Annotated in this window: 13 protein-coding genes and 1 riboswitch; of the genes, 5 read left to right on the top strand and 8 right to left on the bottom strand. The window is 38.0% G+C overall.

What is annotated here, in order from left to right; all coding sequences use genetic code 11:
* Window positions 1-514: 514 nt before the first annotated feature.
* From BN986_RS07600 to BN986_RS07575, 6 genes are all read right to left on the bottom strand, one after another.
* Window positions 515-2,065 (bottom strand): mechanosensitive ion channel, encoded by a 1,551-nt coding sequence (locus BN986_RS07600; protein ID WP_052400679.1) that lies wholly within the window; start codon window positions 2,063-2,065, stop codon window positions 515-517.
* A gap of 136 nt (window positions 2,066-2,201) precedes the next feature.
* The gene (locus BN986_RS07595) at window positions 2,202-3,638 is read right to left on the bottom strand and encodes an o-succinylbenzoate--CoA ligase (RefSeq protein WP_040979056.1); all 1,437 of its coding nucleotides are present in this window, start codon (window positions 3,636-3,638) and stop codon (window positions 2,202-2,204) included.
* A 96-nt stretch (window positions 3,639-3,734) separates the two neighbouring features.
* Window positions 3,735-4,553 (bottom strand): 1,4-dihydroxy-2-naphthoyl-CoA synthase, encoded by an 819-nt coding sequence (gene menB / locus BN986_RS07590; RefSeq protein WP_040979055.1) that lies wholly within the window; start codon window positions 4,551-4,553, stop codon window positions 3,735-3,737.
* A 27-nt stretch (window positions 4,554-4,580) separates the two neighbouring features.
* Window positions 4,581-5,381, bottom strand: coding sequence for a 2-succinyl-6-hydroxy-2,4-cyclohexadiene-1-carboxylate synthase (gene menH, locus BN986_RS07585; protein ID WP_040979053.1), 801 nt, complete (start codon window positions 5,379-5,381; stop codon window positions 4,581-4,583).
* A complete protein-coding gene (gene menD / locus BN986_RS07580) occupies window positions 5,378-7,123 on the bottom strand; it encodes a 2-succinyl-5-enolpyruvyl-6-hydroxy-3-cyclohexene-1-carboxylic-acid synthase (RefSeq protein ID WP_040979051.1) in 1,746 nt (581 codons plus the stop codon). Before menD ends, menH begins: the two co-directional genes overlap by 4 nt.
* 3 nt (window positions 7,124-7,126) lie before the next feature.
* Entirely contained in the window at window positions 7,127-8,527 is a 1,401-nt protein-coding gene (locus tag BN986_RS07575; RefSeq protein WP_040979050.1) for an isochorismate synthase, read from the bottom strand.
* A 290-nt stretch (window positions 8,528-8,817) separates the two neighbouring features.
* Here BN986_RS07575 and BN986_RS07570 point away from each other — a divergent pair, with 290 nt between their 5' ends.
* Together BN986_RS07570 and BN986_RS07565 are read left to right on the top strand one after the other, a co-directional pair.
* Window positions 8,818-9,753, top strand: coding sequence for a 1,4-dihydroxy-2-naphthoate polyprenyltransferase (locus tag BN986_RS07570; RefSeq protein WP_040979049.1), 936 nt, complete (start codon window positions 8,818-8,820; stop codon window positions 9,751-9,753).
* 37 nt (window positions 9,754-9,790) lie between these two features.
* Window positions 9,791-10,144: a TraR/DksA C4-type zinc finger protein gene (locus BN986_RS07565; RefSeq protein ID WP_040979048.1), complete on the top strand. Its 354-nt coding sequence runs from the start codon at window positions 9,791-9,793 to the stop codon at window positions 10,142-10,144.
* Window positions 10,145-10,224: 80 nt separating this feature from the next.
* Here BN986_RS07565 and BN986_RS07560 read toward each other — a convergent pair whose 3' ends face one another.
* Window positions 10,225-10,806: an ECF transporter S component gene (locus BN986_RS07560; RefSeq protein ID WP_040979047.1), complete on the bottom strand. Its 582-nt coding sequence runs from the start codon at window positions 10,804-10,806 to the stop codon at window positions 10,225-10,227.
* Window positions 10,807-10,975: 169 nt separating this feature from the next.
* Window positions 10,976-11,099, bottom strand: a riboswitch (FMN riboswitch).
* A 75-nt stretch (window positions 11,100-11,174) separates the two neighbouring features.
* The gene (locus BN986_RS07555; RefSeq protein ID WP_040979045.1) at window positions 11,175-12,239 is read right to left on the bottom strand and encodes a M20/M25/M40 family metallo-hydrolase; all 1,065 of its coding nucleotides are present in this window, start codon (window positions 12,237-12,239) and stop codon (window positions 11,175-11,177) included.
* Window positions 12,240-12,550: 311 nt separating this feature from the next.
* Here BN986_RS07555 and BN986_RS07550 point away from each other — a divergent pair, with 311 nt between their 5' ends.
* From BN986_RS07550 to yugI, 3 genes are all read left to right on the top strand, one after another.
* Complete coding sequence (locus tag BN986_RS07550; protein WP_040979044.1) at window positions 12,551-13,105, top strand: thioredoxin family protein; 555 nt, start codon at window positions 12,551-12,553, stop codon at window positions 13,103-13,105.
* Between the two features lie 274 nt (window positions 13,106-13,379).
* Entirely contained in the window at window positions 13,380-14,378 is a 999-nt protein-coding gene (locus tag BN986_RS07545; protein ID WP_040979043.1) for a potassium channel family protein, read from the top strand.
* A 381-nt stretch (window positions 14,379-14,759) separates the two neighbouring features.
* Window positions 14,760-15,128 carry a S1 domain-containing post-transcriptional regulator GSP13 gene (gene yugI / locus BN986_RS07540; RefSeq protein WP_040979042.1) on the top strand — a complete coding sequence of 123 codons (369 nt, stop codon included), beginning with the start codon at window positions 14,760-14,762 and terminating at the stop codon, window positions 15,126-15,128.
* The last annotated feature ends 184 nt before the right edge of the window (window positions 15,129-15,312 follow it).

Below are 15,312 nucleotides of genomic sequence, written 5' to 3'. Positions count from 1 at the left end.
TGCTTATATTCTCCTCTAAAAACAAAAATAAACATCATTGAAAAGAATTTTCTTTTGGCAGGTTTATCTTTTTTTATCAAATCTTCTTTCGTTCTGGGACTGGGGCAGCGATTACCAATGTTGTCAGGTTAATCGACCGCTGCGGAAAAACACTACGCTAGCTAGGCTTACTACAGTCTACTTGTATCGAATATAATTTTTATAAAACGAAACTTCATTCAGTGGGAGTTTTCGCCCTTCTCCCACTGAATGATTAGTTGAGTGATTCAGGGAGTTAGCGCCCGTTATCTCCCGCCTAAATCAATTTATTTTCCCTCTTTATTTGGAGGCGGGAGTTTTACGGGCGGTTCTCCGTGATAAAATTTTATTAACCTTACAATATTTCTGCGATTACTCACCCCATCATAAAGCATTTTGCAGCGAAAACTCCTGCTGAATGAGGTTGACTTTATACTTAAAGTGCAAAAAAAGCGCATATACCATTTTGGGTATACACGCTTTTTTTTCTAACTTTTTATCGATAATCGTTATGATCAGGATTATCTTGTTCACCTTCCTGGTTAATGGACGTATTATCAATCGTTTTATCAAATTTTTGCAGGTATTTGGCAGCGAAATCTTTTCCTCCCAGACCAAAGGCAAGACCGAATGCTAATGCCAATGCTGCAAGAAGTAAGATAAATGCACTATTCACAATAGTTGATGCAATACCTAAGTGTGATACTGCCATAAAAGCTGCAAGAACTAAAATACTATACTTCGCAAAGCCTGCAAGTGCTGTTGTAGCAGGACCATTTAATAGATGCAACAGTACTTTTTGCACCATAGAAGCAAGTAATAGAGCAATACCTAAAATCAATACCGCTCCCAGCACATTTGGTAAATAAGCAGTAATTGCGGTTGCAATACCTACTAAGAAATCCAGCTGTATAATATACAGTGCTTGTACGGTTAAGAAGAAAATAATTAAAATCTGTACAACATATCCTGCAATATAAGATGGCGTCCATTTTGACTGATCAGCCACTTTATTATTGCTTATTGTAGAAACAAAACGGTTAAATCCTAATTTAGCTAGATAACCTCCTACAAATTCTCCAATCAGCTTACCTAACCAGATTCCAATCAAGATTAAACCAATAGCAATCAAGATATTTGGAATCATTTGTACGACACTATGCAGCATACCGATTGCCGGTTCCGTAATTCCTGCCAGCTCTAATTGCTCTAATGCAGAGATCGTAATCGGAATCAGGATAAGGATAAATACAATGTTTCCGACAAATTTCGCAAAAGATGTCCCTTCAAATAAGTTGGACAATCTTAATTTCTGAATCCATTTTTCGGTTCCTGCTGCTTCTAATAAATTTGTCACGATACTGCGAACAATTTTACCAACGAACCAGCCTACTGCAAAAATAAGTATTGCTGCAGCAAGTTTAGGGATAAAGTTTAAAACGGAAGCCAGTAAACCACTGAATGGTTCCGCTACGCCCTGAATATTTAAAGCCTGCAGTACACCAGGAATAAATAAGAGCAAGATAAGGTAAAATGCGAATTTACCGACGGTTTCCGTTGTTTTTCTAATACCTTCTTCTGAATCTGCAATTCCTAATTTTGAAAATAGACGCTGAATGCGCAGCTTCTTGCTTCCTTCAACGATCAGCCATTGTACAATTGTCGCAATGACCCATGCCAGTAGTAAAATAAGCGCTGCCTTAACAACTGCCGGAATAAAGTCTAAGAATGTCGAAATCAAATTCGACAACGGATTGGCAATCATAGACATGTTGAGGATATTAAAGAATAAGATCAAGCCTACAAGCAGCAGTATGTAGTAAACTGCTTTCGAGATAAACTTTTCTGATTGGACCGGCTCGCCTTTTAACCGGAACCGGTTAAATAATTTATCGTCCCACTTTGTTTTCTTTAAACCTTTTTCTACTATATTGCTTATCACTTTAGCAATTAACCAAACGATAAGAAATACAATAAGTGCTATAACTACATTTTGAACCCCTGTCCAAAAGCTAGCTGTAAAATAATCATCCATAAAATTTTCCATTGATTTATGCTCCTCTCTATACGGTATAATTATCGCTACCCGTCCTCAAAAAAAGCTAAACCTATTTTTTTGGAAATTAATACGTTACAGTGATAAAACGAAACTTCATTCAGTAGTTAGTGTCCATTATTTCCACTTAAATGTATTTCTTTAGTTCTTGACGAACCATTTTATTCGCAGCATTCCTCGGCAGCTGGCTGATAAAATATATTTCCTTTGGCTGTTTATAACGTGCTAATTTTTCTTTTAAATAGGAGGCAACCTCTTTTGTCGTAATTTTTTCATCTGCCACGACAAAAGCAACTGGAACTTCTCCCCATTCTTCATCTTGCTTTCCGGTTACACCAGCTTCACGGACACCTTCTATCTGTAATAATATATTTTCAATTTCTGAAGGGTAAATATTTTCACCACCGGAAATAATTAAATCACTGCGGCGGTCAACAACATATAAAAAACCTTCTTCATCAAGATAACCAACGTCTCCTGTAGCCAGCCAGCCGTTTGAAAAAGACTTTTCATTCGCTTCCTGCCTATTATAATAACCGGGTGTCACCATCGGACCTTTGACAAGAATTTCTCCAACTTCATTTGCCTGTTTACCCCGTATTTTTAATTGAGCCGGAAAAAGCGGCTTGCCTGCTGAGCCAATTTTCCGAAGCGCATCTTTTGGGCCCAATGTAACAATTTGCGAAGAGGTTTCCGTCATTCCATAGGATTGAAATACAGGAATTTGTTTTTTCTTCGTTTGTTGCAGCAATGTTTCCGGTGCTGGACCTCCTCCAAGCAGCATACAACGAAAGATTTCCGGATAGCTTGATTCTCCAAGATAACTTACCAAACGTTGCAGCATCACTGTGACCACAGACGCCATCGTTACTTGCTTATTCATAATCGCATCATGAACAGCTTCTACATCAAATTTTTCAAGTAAGTAAATCGGCATCCCATAAATAATTCCTTTGACCATCGTAGACAGACCGCTCACATGAAAAAGCGGCAATGGAATCAGCCACTTATCATCATTATGCTTTCCAAAATTTAAACTGGAACTTGTGGCACTCCACCAGTGATTTTCATACGTATGCTGGACAGCTTTCGGAAAACCAGATGTACCAGAGGTGTACATCATTGTAAATACATTGGATAGCTCTATTTCTTCCAAGAGCCGGCAATCAGGCGTTGCTTTTAACTGATCAAGCTGGTCAAACGTTATTTGTTTTATTTCTGTTAAATCATCCATCTCTGTTTTTGTAACTAACAAAGTAACTTCTGCATCCTGCATTTGCTGTTTGATTTCAAAAGCAGTTAACCGCATATTTAATAAAACAACTACAGCACCCAGATAACTGCACGCATGAATCGTCTTCATCATTTCAATGCTGTTTCCTGAAAGAATGGCAACGTGGTCGTTTTTTTTCACATCCACTGTAGCAAGCTTTCTAGCTTTTTCTCTGCTCCTTTTAGCAAGTTCACTAAAAGTTACCGTAGTTCCATCTTTTAGCTCTACTGCAATTTCATTCGGGGACAAATCAGCTTGTTTATCAAGCCAATGGGGAATAACTGTACTCATTTTTCTTCCTCCATTATGATTAATATCTTCTGAGTATTTTTATCCCTTGCGAAAAGAAACCTTTGCTTCATTTGCAAAGGTTTCTTCAACACAAGCTTAAGGGAATCTAGGGAACTGCTTGAAATTCGGTTTTCTTTTTTCTTTAAAGGCGTCTCTTCCTTCTTTTGCTTCATCTGTAGTGTAATAAAGAAGCGTTGCATCTCCTCCAAGCTGTTGTAAACCAGCTAAACCATCCGTATCTGCATTGAAAGATGCTTTCAGGAATCGTAATGCCATTGGTGATTTTTCCAGGATTTCTTCACACCATTGTATGGTTTCTTCTTCTAATTTTTCTAAAGGTACAACGGTATTTACTAATCCCATCTCATAGGCTTCTTCTGCATTATACTGACGGCATAGGTACCAAATTTCACGCGCACGCTTATGACCGACTAAGCGAGCTAAATATCCTGCACCATAGCCAGCGTCAAAGCTGCCCACTTTTGGTCCTGTTTGTCCAAAAATCGCATTGTCTGCAGCAATCGTTAAATCACAAACAACATGAAGGACGTGGCCTCCTCCAATGGCATAACCAGATACCATCGCAACTACAGGCTTCGGAATCGTACGAATTAAACGTTGCAGATCAAGTACGTTCAAACGTGGAACCTCATCGCCGCCAACATAACCGCCATGACCACGAACGGACTGGTCTCCGCCTGAACAAAATGCTTTATCTCCTTCTCCGCCCAGCACAATAACTCCAATAGAAGAATCATCTCGAGCATCTGTGAATGCCTCAATCATTTCTTTTACTGTATTCGGTGTGAAAGCATTCCGTTTTTCCGGACGATTAATTGTTACTTTTGCAATCCCATTATATTTTTCATAAATAATTTCTTCAAAGTTCTTTACTTTTTTCCATTCAACTGTCATCTTAATAACTCCTTTCAAGCTCGGGGCTTATGTAGTAATGTTGATATGATTTTCACTTAAGAACCCATCTACCATTTTACCAAAGTTTCGCGATTTTTCCACATGAACGGCATGACCAGCTTTCGGACAAAGAATTAATTCCCCCTGTGGAATGTCTTTTTGCATCATCTTATTAATGACAATAAATTTCTCATCTTCTTCCCCAGCGATTAATAAAGTGGGTTTGGTAAGCTGTGGCAATTCCTCCCACCACGAGGGCTGAGCTCCTGTCCCCATTGTCCGCAGAGACATTGCCAGCCCATCCTTATTCTGAGAAAGACGTTCGTTTCTGATTTGTTTTTGTACAGCAGCTGGCAGCCTTTTTTGAGTAGCAAACAAAGGGAGTTCCTGCCATTTATTAACAAATGCTGCGATGCCATTTTCCAAAATACGCTGTGCAAGCTCGTCATCCTTTTCTTTTCGCTCATGACGGGCTGTTTCCTCTTTTAACCCTGGAGAGGAACTTTCCAAAATAAGCGTGGCAACATAGTCCGGGTAATACATCGCAAAACTTAACGCGGTTCTTCCCCCCATAGAATAACCAACTACATGAGCTTTTTTTATTCCTAATTTATCCAGTAGCTTTGTAAGCAAGAAGCAGCAATCTTTCATCGAAGAAATTTTGCTATTTGTTTTCCCATGCCCTGGCAAATCCACTAAAATACATTGATAATTGGTTAAATAAGAGCAAACCTCTTTCCAGGTCTCACATGTCCCTGTAAATCCATGTAAAAACAGGACCGGAGCTCCTTCACCAATTATTTCATATTGTAATCCATCTGTGCTCATGCCTGCTCCTCTTTTATCTCTGCCATAATACGATTCCATTTATCCCGATGCCAAGCAGTATTTTCATCACGGTCTGTTTTCACTTCAATAATCGATAAACCGGATCGCTGATAACTTTCTTCAAGTTGGACTTTTAACGCGCTTTCCGTTGAGGCAACTTTATAATCAGCATTGTATAACGCTCCAGCATTTTCAAAAGGTAAATCAACCGGCGTACCAAAAATCGCTTCAAAATGCTTTTTATCATCTGCTTGTGGAAGGAAAGAAAAAATTCCCCCACCATTATTATTTACGAGTACAATTGTAATCGGGAGCTGGTACTGTTTTGCTACCAGCAACCCATTCATATCATGGAAAAAGGATAAGTCACCAATCAGCAGTGTCACTCTTTCTCCAGATGCAGCTGCACCAACAGCGCTTGAAATCACTCCATCAATTCCATTTGCTCCCCGGTTACAAAGAATAGATATGTTTTTAGAAGACACCATGAAGAAGCTGTCTACATCACGGACAGCCATACTGTTCCCTACATATAAAGTTGTATGATCAGGAATAACATCTGCTATTGCCCGGACAGTTTCTCCTTCTGTAATTTGTGCTTCTTCACCCGCTAATAAATGATCCTTGGCAATTTGATTGTAACTCTGCCATTTACGGAGCCATTCTACACTATTCTGTTTGTCTGCCGCTTTTTCAATCAGCTGGTTACACAATTGTTTTGGCTCAGCATAAATATAGATTGTATGATTGCCAGAAGGATCACGGAACCCTTCATTCTTCTCTACCACAAACTGTGGAATATGGTGATGTTCTTTTATATAAAACAAATATGCTTTTGATACCGGCATCGCTCCAAAGCGAATAATATAATCCGGCTGCAGCCGCTCCCGTATTTCAGAATCACGTAAAAAAGCGTCGTACCCTTCGATCACATGACTTTTATCATGCATTCCTGTCCTGACCTGTGATAGAGGATCAGCTAAAATCGGGATACTCCAAGCCTTAGCTAAGTCACACACACATTCTGAAAAATCTTCATTCATCTCCGGACCGCATACAATAAGACCTTTTGGAGAAGTTCTAAAAAGATCTGCAAGCTCCTCAACGTGTTGATCGGCTAAATACTTTACACCTTCTAATCTATTTATATCAGAGCTATTTTTACTTCTATCCACTCCCCAAATATCTGAAAGTGTAAAATCTGGCGTCAGGGGCTCCCTAAATGGGAAGTTCACTTGAACAGGGCCTTTATTTCCTTGTTCTGCATAAGCAAAAGCCTGTGAAGCTTTTTGACGCGCATACTGCAGCATAGATGGTGTTCCTTCAGGTACAGCCATTTCATGAAACCATTTTACATAGTCTCCATACATTTTAATTTGTTCGATGGCTTGCGGCGCACCAACTTGACGTAATTCATGTGGACGGTCTGCAGTTAAAACAAGTAAAGGCACTCTGCTGTAAAAAGCCTCTACAATAGCAGGGTAATAATTTGCAGCAGCTGTTCCTGACGTACATACTAAAGCTACTGGTCGATTGGATTTTTTTGCTAATCCTAACGCAAAAAATGCCGCTGACCGCTCATCGATAACAATCCATTCTTTGATCGATGAATATTCTCTAAACACCAATGCTAAAGGGGTGGATCTGGAGCCGGGGGATATAACGACATCGGTGATTCCGTTTTTGCCTAATTCATCAACAAAGTTTGCCGTATAACGTGTTAAACTCTCTGTGTAATTCATTTTTTAATCCACTCCTAAAACCGATAGCATTGGCATTAATTTAATCTTCGTTTCTTCATATTCACTTTCAGGAATAGAGTCTTCTACAATTCCGCAACCTGCAAATAAGGAAGCTTCATCCTTTTGAATAAGTGCCGAACGCAGGGCTACAGCAAACTCTCCATGATTATTACTATCCATCCATCCAATAGGTGCTCCATACCAGCCCCGGTCTAATAATTCCTTATCACGGATAAACGCTAACGCATCCTGTCTTGGCGTTCCTCCAACCGCTGGCGTTGGGTGTAAACCACTTATAATGGAAAAAATACCATGCTCTTTTTTGAGCTTTGCACGGACCGGGGTATATAAATGCTGCAGGGTTTTATATTGATGCACAACCGGTTCATCTGGAACGCTGACCTCTGAACAATATGTTTCCATTGTACTGCGAATCATTTGTACGACGTAGTTATGCTCCTTACGATTTTTAGAATCTTCAAAGAGATTGCTTGCGATTTGTTCATCTTCTTCAACTGTTGTTCCACGTCGCGCTGTCCCGGCTAAGCAAGTTGACAATACTTCATCATCCTTCACCTTCACAAGCCGCTCCGGTGTTGCTCCAATAAAGCAATCTCCTCCCATTTCATAACCAAATACATATGAATTGGACTGTGTATCTACAAGATGTTTCAGAATATCTGATATATTCGCTGCCTGATTAAAATGTAAACGAACTTCTCTCGCAAGCACTATTTTGTCAATGGATGTATTTTTCATAACATCCGTGGCTTTTTTTATCGTTTTCTTCCACTGGTCAGGAGCAATTTCTTTCTTATGCTGAATACGTAATACGGATGTATCGTTTTGTTGCCCCCTATTATCCAATAATGTCTGACGATTATTTTGTAATTCTTCCAATAGAGATGCATAACTATCCTCATAGCTAATGAAACGATTTATCGTAAAGTAATAATCACCATCTATTTGCGTTAAAATATAATTAGGAATGGAAAAGTGACTGCTCGGAAAGTTTCTCCATAATGCGGTTCGCGGTTTAAGCGGGTCAAAAGAAAACCCTCCTAATGCCACAACGCCAGTTCCCGAAGTGTGATAAGGATTATAAATGATGGCATCACTTAATAAGGCATTCCAGTCCTGCTCAACTTGATCGTAGCGAGATCCAGATACCTCTGCAGACAGTTCAAAAGCATGTCCTGCTCCTGCCATTTGAAAATCCTCATTCGCACTAGACCAAAATGTACGAGGAAACGCTAATTGAACTGCTTTTTCTAAGAATCTATATAAATTGACTTGATTTATTTTTTCCGTATAACTAAACAGTTTATCTTTTTGATCTGTTTGGACAGACTCTAAGGCAGCCTCCAATTCAGCAGTAAACTGTTTTTCTTTTACTTCCATCATCACGATAAACCTCCGTAATCGTATGTGTTCAAAAGATCAATAAAAATAGCATTATTTTCAATGGTCTTTTTGAATATCTTCAAATAATCTAACGGGTATTTTTAATATCCCCTCTTATTTTATGCCCTTTTGGTTACTTTCTCAAGAAAAGCCTTCTAATTCGTGAAAAACTGCTTAGCTTTTCTAATTTTCAGTCGATAACGGCTGATTCTCCTCAAAAAATAGGTTTGACACGCTCATACCACTTATCTAAAATAAATACGATATTGTTTTTTAGGAGGAAGCCTATCATGAGTACAAATAATTCGGCTGATATAAAAAAATTATTGAATGAACGGGAAGGTTTTCATAAGTGGTGGCGGTTAATCCGGCCGCATACACTAACAGCTTCCTTTGTTCCTGTTTTTGTCGGGACAATGATTGCTTTTAACGAAGGTGCTATCAATTGGTTACTATTTTTTGCAATGATGATCGCTTCTTTACTTATACAAGCAGCTACGAATATGTTTAATGAATACTACGATTTTGTGCGTGGATTAGATAATGATCAGTCTGTCGGTATTAGTGGTTCTATTGTCCGTGATGGCATGCATCCAAAACGAATTCGTAATATTGCTCTCCTTTTTTATGCGGTATCTATTGGAATAGGGGTCTACATATGTATCGTCTCCAGCTGGTGGATTGCAATTATTGGTTTATTTTGCATGGCAATCGGTTATTTATATACTGGAGGTCCTATTCCCATTTCCTATACACCTTTTGGAGAATTATTCTCTGGTGTTTTAATGGGGTCCGTAATTATAGGGATTACGTATTATATTCAAACGGATTCCGTCACAATGGAAATGATTTGGATTTCTATACCAATCACCATATTTATTGGATGCATTAACTTTGCTAACAATATCCGGGATCGGGATGGAGATGAAAGAGGAGGAAGAAAAACAATTGCCGTACTTCTCGGCAGACCAAATTCCATTAAGCTGCTGGCTATTTTGTTTATTGTTTCATTTTCTATAACCATTATTCTAATATTTACGGGAGCTCTTCCTCTATGGTCTTTTCTTACTTTATTAAGTATTCCGCCGGCTATTGGTGTAATAAAAGCGTTTAAAGGAAAGACTCAAGCGATTGAAATGATGCCAGCAATGGCAAAAACAGCAAAAACTAATACGATATATGGTATCTTATTAGGTCTCTCTTTATTGATTTCCGGATTATTGTAAAGCATGTATGTAATCATAAAGAAAGGATGGATAAATCATGCAGGCTGAACATCTAACCGAAGAAGATATCACTTTTTTTAAGAAAAAGCTTTTAGACATGAAAAAAGAGGCTGAAGCGCATACAGAATCAGATATTAATCAAGATGATGAACTCGCTTCTGTCAATAATCATCCAGCTGATTTGGGAACCGAACAGTTTGAACAGCAGCGGGATGCCGGGCTCGATCAAATGCGAAAAGAAGAGCTGACTGAAATTGATGATGCCTTACAAAGAATAGAAGAGGGCACGTACGGAATCAGTGAAAAATCTGGTAAGGCTATTCCGAAAGAAAGGCTGAATGCTTCTCCTACTGCCCGGATTCTTGTAGAAGAAGCATCCGATACGGACTAGTCAGCTGGAAGCAAATAAAAACCTATATATGCAAAAAAGCAGCGGCTTATTTCAAGTCGCTGCTTTTTTGCATTTTTATTTTATATAAACCTGGTTCGCTGCTGCTGAATCCAGCTTTTCATTTTATTAAATAAAGGGATAAATAAAATAGCAATAAAAATTCCCTTGATGATATTAAATGGCAATACACCGCCAATAACTGCAATCCACTTCATTTGCTCGGACATTTCCCAGCCCATAAACCAGCCGTAAGCCGGTAATATCAAATAGTAATTGAGTACACTCATACCGACCGCCATAATAACAGTACCTGTTGCCAGCCCTGTAATAAGACCTTTCAACCCTTTTATCCGATGATAAATAAGAGAAACTGGTAAAACGATCATCAGCCCTGCCACAAAATTAGATAAAACGCCAATCGGCTCTCCAGATCCTGAAACTGCCAGATATAACAAATTTTTAAATCCAACTACAAGCACCCCGGCAAGCGGAGAAAATATCAATGATGCGATTAACGCAGGAACATCACTGAAATCTACCTTTAAATATGGTGTTGGTAAAAATGGTAGTGGAAAATTGATAAAAAATAACACGAGTGAAATTGTACTTAATAATGCGATAATAATTAACTTTAGCAGCTGATTTTTCTTATTCTTTTGCATCAGCTTACCTCCTCCATCATTTTTCCGATTCCAACTCGTGATGAAGGTCCGATACTATTTTTTATCCTGTAAGCAAATAAAACCCTAAAGCTACAGGGGCTTTAGGGTGTTAAGTCATCGCTAAATAAATACGCACAGGTATACACGCATCATATAATAAAAATAAGCTCGACATCTTCTCCCATCCAGACTTTCACTGTCGGTTCCGGAATTTCACCAGATCAACTGTAACAAAGTACAGCTCGCGGACTATTTCCGCCGGTCGGGAATTACACCCTGCCCCGAAGATTGGAATCGAATATTTAATTAATTTCAGTATACCACATAAAATCTTTTTTGCAAGAAATAATTTTTAATTCAATATAATTTTATACCTCATCATGTAGTGGATTTAAATCTTCTTTTCCAGTTAAGTTTTCAAGCATCGTAACTAACAATTCAATTTCTGTCTCCATATCCTTCTTACTCACTGTTTCTACAGGTGAATGCATATATCTGAGCGGTAAAGATACGAGAGCTACAGGAACGCCTTTACCTGTATAGCGTATTTTATCTGCATCTGTTCTTGTCGCCTGCGGTGTTAATTCATACTGTAAAGGAATTGATTTTTCTTTAGCTGCTTTTTCTAACCATTGATTGATTTTACGATGAATTGGAGCCCCTTTCGCTAATACTGGTCCGCCTTCCAAATGAACGTCAACCTGCTTTTTCTTATCCACATTTGGATAATCCGTTGCAAAAGTCACATCCACTGCAATTGCAAAATCCGGCTCTATACCTGAGGCTGCAAAATATGCTCCGCCCATATTGGTTTCTTCATTAACAGTACTTACACCGTAAACGCCAATCGGCAAATCTTTTTTAGAAAGCCTGCGAATGACTTCAGCGACCATGAAAGCTCCCGTACGATTATCTAATCCTCTTGCTGAAATATAACGATCTTGTAAAATTTCGGGTTCTGTTTTAAATACACAGAGGTCGCCAACCTGAACCTTATTAAGTGCTTCTTGTTTTGATTGAAAGCCACAATCAATGTACAAGTCTTGCACATCAAAATCACCTTTAATGCCGCCTTGGTGTTGCGCATTAACACCAATAACTCCAGTAAAAGTTTCCTGGTATCCTAATACGGTCACCCGCATACCAACAGCTGCTTTTGGATTGATACCGCCCATTTTGTCAAAAAATAAAAAGCCGCGTTCATCAATGCGCTGAATAATTAAACCTATTTCATCACAATGCCCCGCTAAAAGCACTTTAAATGGAGCATCCGGATTTAACACTGCCATCGCATTGCCGGCATGATCTGTCCTGATTTCTTCAGCATATTCTTTAACATAATGAATCCATTTCTTTTGAATTGCCATTTCCATGCTTGATGGAGAAGGGGTATTAAGTAATTCCATTAAAAAATCGTATTGCGTATCTGCCATACAATAACCTCCAATAAATATGTGTCATTTGTTCGCCTCTTTAAAACCATTATGTGTTAAAAGTTTATAGCGTCCTTTTTTATTGTACTCTTTATACCTCCCCATTAGAAAGAAACTTCATTCAGTGGGAGTCAGCCCTGTTATCTCACGCCTAAATAAATTTATTCTCTCTTTTTATTTAGAGGCAGATTTTTACAAGCGTTTTGTTATGATAAATTCCTCTTTATCCTTCCTAAAGGGTATCTTTTGTTTACCAATTCTACAGAAAAAGGTAAACTTACTATATCAAATAATTGAAATGAGGGATATAGATGTCATTGAATGAATGGTATGAAAAAGGACTTGACCCAGATGAATATATTGAAGCAATGAAAGTAAATAAAGAGGATTTATTATACATCTATGATAATTTTTCATTACCTGCTGATGAAGCTTTTTTTGAAGAAGTAAGAAGCAAAAATTTAAGAGCAATTATTCTTACAGAAGATTGGTGTGGCGATGCAATGTTAAACATGCCAATTCTTCTTAAAATTTCAGAAGCTGTAAATATGCCTGTTAAGGCCTTGCTTCGAGATAATAATCTGGAGTTAATGGATCAATATTTAACAAACGGAACAGCCAGATCTATCCCTATTATCATCTTTATTGACACAGAGGGAAATGAAGTTGGCAAATGGGGACCAAGAGCTGCAAAAATCCAGGCACATATAGATGAATCACGCCAGCAGCTGCCGCCTAACGATGCAGACGACTTTCAAGAAAAACAAAAACAAATGCATCGATTTATTTCAAAATCTTATCGTGATAACCAGGATAATTGGACTATCGTTTATGAGAGCATGAAAGAAACGTTAAAAGCAATATAAAACGAAACTTCATTCAGTGGGAGTTAGCTCACCTGATCTCCCGCCTAAATAAATTCATTCTTACGCTTTATTTGGAGGCGGGAATTTTACGGGCGGTTCTCCATGATAAAACAAAACTTACTAAAAAACATCGATTTCCATTCAGGATTCGATGTTTTTTAGTATATCGTAAAATTCTTTTTCCAAACTGCTTACAGTTACTGCTTCTATTTTAACGAATAACGTTCCCTTCCATCAGCACATACTAAGAAAAATGGATTGGAGGAATTTTTTGATGAATGAGCGTCTTCTTAAACTGCTTTATTACCGGTTACCTAACATCCTGAAACTGTTGCTTCTTGTACTGATTACTATACCAATTTTTGGATACCTTATTTATTTAATTGAACCGGAACGTTTTCCTACAATAATCGATGGTATTTGGTGGGCACTGATCACGGGAGCAACTGTTGGGTACGGCGACTATGTCCCTGTAAGCATATTAGGGCGGCTTCTCGCTGCGTTTTTGATACTCAGCGGCGGCGGACTTATTGCATTTTATATTGCTTCTTTATCAACTACTGCAATAAAACGCGAAAAGAAATCACAAGAAGGAAAACTTGCATTTCACGGGGAGAATCATTATATTTTTATTGGCTTTAATGAACGAACCCGTCAGCTTGTTGATTTAATCATTCATCATTATTCAAATAAAAAAATTGTTATTATTGATCAGACTTTAAATAACCTTGCTTACACTAAATTACCGGTTCACTACATTAAAGGGAATGCTACGGAAGATGCTATTTTAAATATGGCAAATATCAAAGCAGCTTCCTGTGTGTTTGTTTCTGCAAATAATCAAAAAACGGATTATGAATCAGATACATATACAATCCTGGCTACGATTGCTATCCGCGGAAACCATCCGGATGTCCCTATCGTTTCGGAAATTCTGTCTAAAAAGCAAATTGATAATGCAGCCCGTGCAGGAGCAACTACGATTATCCGGTCAAATGATTTTATGAGCAGCCTGTTTTTTCATGAATTAGATCCGGAGATGAAAGCGACACCATTTGAAGATATCCACCATCTCCTTAACCAGCAAAAATTTATCCATCAGTCTGTGCCTCATTCACTTATAGGAAAAACATATTTAGAAGCTGTCACTCCTTTCTTAAAAAAAGGTTTTTTAGTGATCGGTATTCTCCGTGAGAAAGACTATATATTTCAGCCAAAAGCAACGTTTGTCCTCGAAGAAAAAGATATACTTATCAGCCTTGGCAAACGGTAAACTGCCAGATAATAAACATTACTTGATTAGCCATTTCCTATAGTTTATGGTATAGTAATTTATTGTGAAAAAAAGTATGTGTTCAAAAGATGTTGAAAAAGACTTTTATTTACTAGCTTCATAGTTGAAGTTAGAGGAGAGTTTCATGAATCGGGACATCCCGCCTGGACGACTTTCTTCCACGAAAGGAAAGCAGTTGAGATTCAAGTAGATCAGCCAGAGGGCTCAGCTTACCCCCTGCCTAAATGAGTTGATTTCCACTTTCTATTTTTAAGCGGGAGATTTCCAGACGATTATCCGAAATAAAAGCTGTTTTTTTCTTTTTCCATCCGCTTTGGATAGCTTATAACAGAATTGAAAAAGATATAGGAGATGTTTAATATGAATACAAACGTAGAAATTGGTCAAGTGATAGAAGGAAAAGTAACCGGCATTCAGCCTTATGGTGTATTTGTTGCAATTGATGGCGATACGCAGGGATTAGTTCATATTTCCGAAATTATGCATGGCTATGTAAAAGACATTAACGACCACTTAAGTGTTGGCGACACAGTTAATGTAAAGGTCATCCAAATTGATGAAGAAAAAGGAAAAATTTCGTTATCTATCCGTGCTACAGAAGAAGCTCCAAAAGAAACTGCAAAACAGGAAAATGTTACAAAAAACAATGATTCGGAAAATGACTCAGGCGGTTTTAATATTTTAAAAGATAAATTACAAGACTGGATCGACCAAACACAAAATAAGTAAGGAAAACATCCAAGTATGAATTTTTTTCGTACTTGGATGTTTTTTTATGCTATCTGCTTTTTCTTCAGACACCTAAAAAAAAAGGCAAGAATATTGTCTGAAAAAGCTTTTAATTTTAGCGGTTTTTCGTATCCTTTGTCTTATTTTCCGGCTATTTATTCTCTCTTTTTGTGAAAGTGCTTCA

The sequence above is a fragment of the Oceanobacillus jeddahensis genome, assembly GCF_000750635.1.
Lineage (GTDB): Bacteria > Bacillota > Bacilli > Bacillales > Amphibacillaceae > Oceanobacillus > Oceanobacillus jeddahense.
This window is presented reverse-complemented; position numbering and strand designations above follow the sequence as displayed.

Coding starts and splice junctions, on each gene's coding strand:
- BN986_RS07565 (WP_040979048.1), top strand. CDS start 9,791: ATGCAGGCTGAACATCTAACCGAAGAAGATATCACTTTTTTTAAGAAA.
- BN986_RS07570 (WP_040979049.1), top strand. CDS start 8,818: ATGAGTACAAATAATTCGGCTGATATAAAAAAATTATTGAATGAACGG.
- BN986_RS07555 (WP_040979045.1), bottom strand. CDS start 12,239: ATGGCAGATACGCAATACGATTTTTTAATGGAATTACTTAATACCCCT.
- yugI (WP_040979042.1), top strand. CDS start 14,760: ATGAATACAAACGTAGAAATTGGTCAAGTGATAGAAGGAAAAGTAACC.
- BN986_RS07575 (WP_040979050.1), bottom strand. CDS start 8,527: ATGATGGAAGTAAAAGAAAAACAGTTTACTGCTGAATTGGAGGCTGCC.
- menD (WP_040979051.1), bottom strand. CDS start 7,123: ATGAATTACACAGAGAGTTTAACACGTTATACGGCAAACTTTGTTGAT.
- menH (WP_040979053.1), bottom strand. CDS start 5,381: ATGAGCACAGATGGATTACAATATGAAATAATTGGTGAAGGAGCTCCG.
- BN986_RS07560 (WP_040979047.1), bottom strand. CDS start 10,806: ATGCAAAAGAATAAGAAAAATCAGCTGCTAAAGTTAATTATTATCGCA.
- BN986_RS07595 (WP_040979056.1), bottom strand. CDS start 3,638: ATGAGTACAGTTATTCCCCATTGGCTTGATAAACAAGCTGATTTGTCC.
- BN986_RS07545 (WP_040979043.1), top strand. CDS start 13,380: ATGAATGAGCGTCTTCTTAAACTGCTTTATTACCGGTTACCTAACATC.
- menB (WP_040979055.1), bottom strand. CDS start 4,553: ATGACAGTTGAATGGAAAAAAGTAAAGAACTTTGAAGAAATTATTTAT.
- BN986_RS07600 (WP_052400679.1), bottom strand. CDS start 2,065: ATGGAAAATTTTATGGATGATTATTTTACAGCTAGCTTTTGGACAGGG.
- BN986_RS07550 (WP_040979044.1), top strand. CDS start 12,551: ATGTCATTGAATGAATGGTATGAAAAAGGACTTGACCCAGATGAATAT.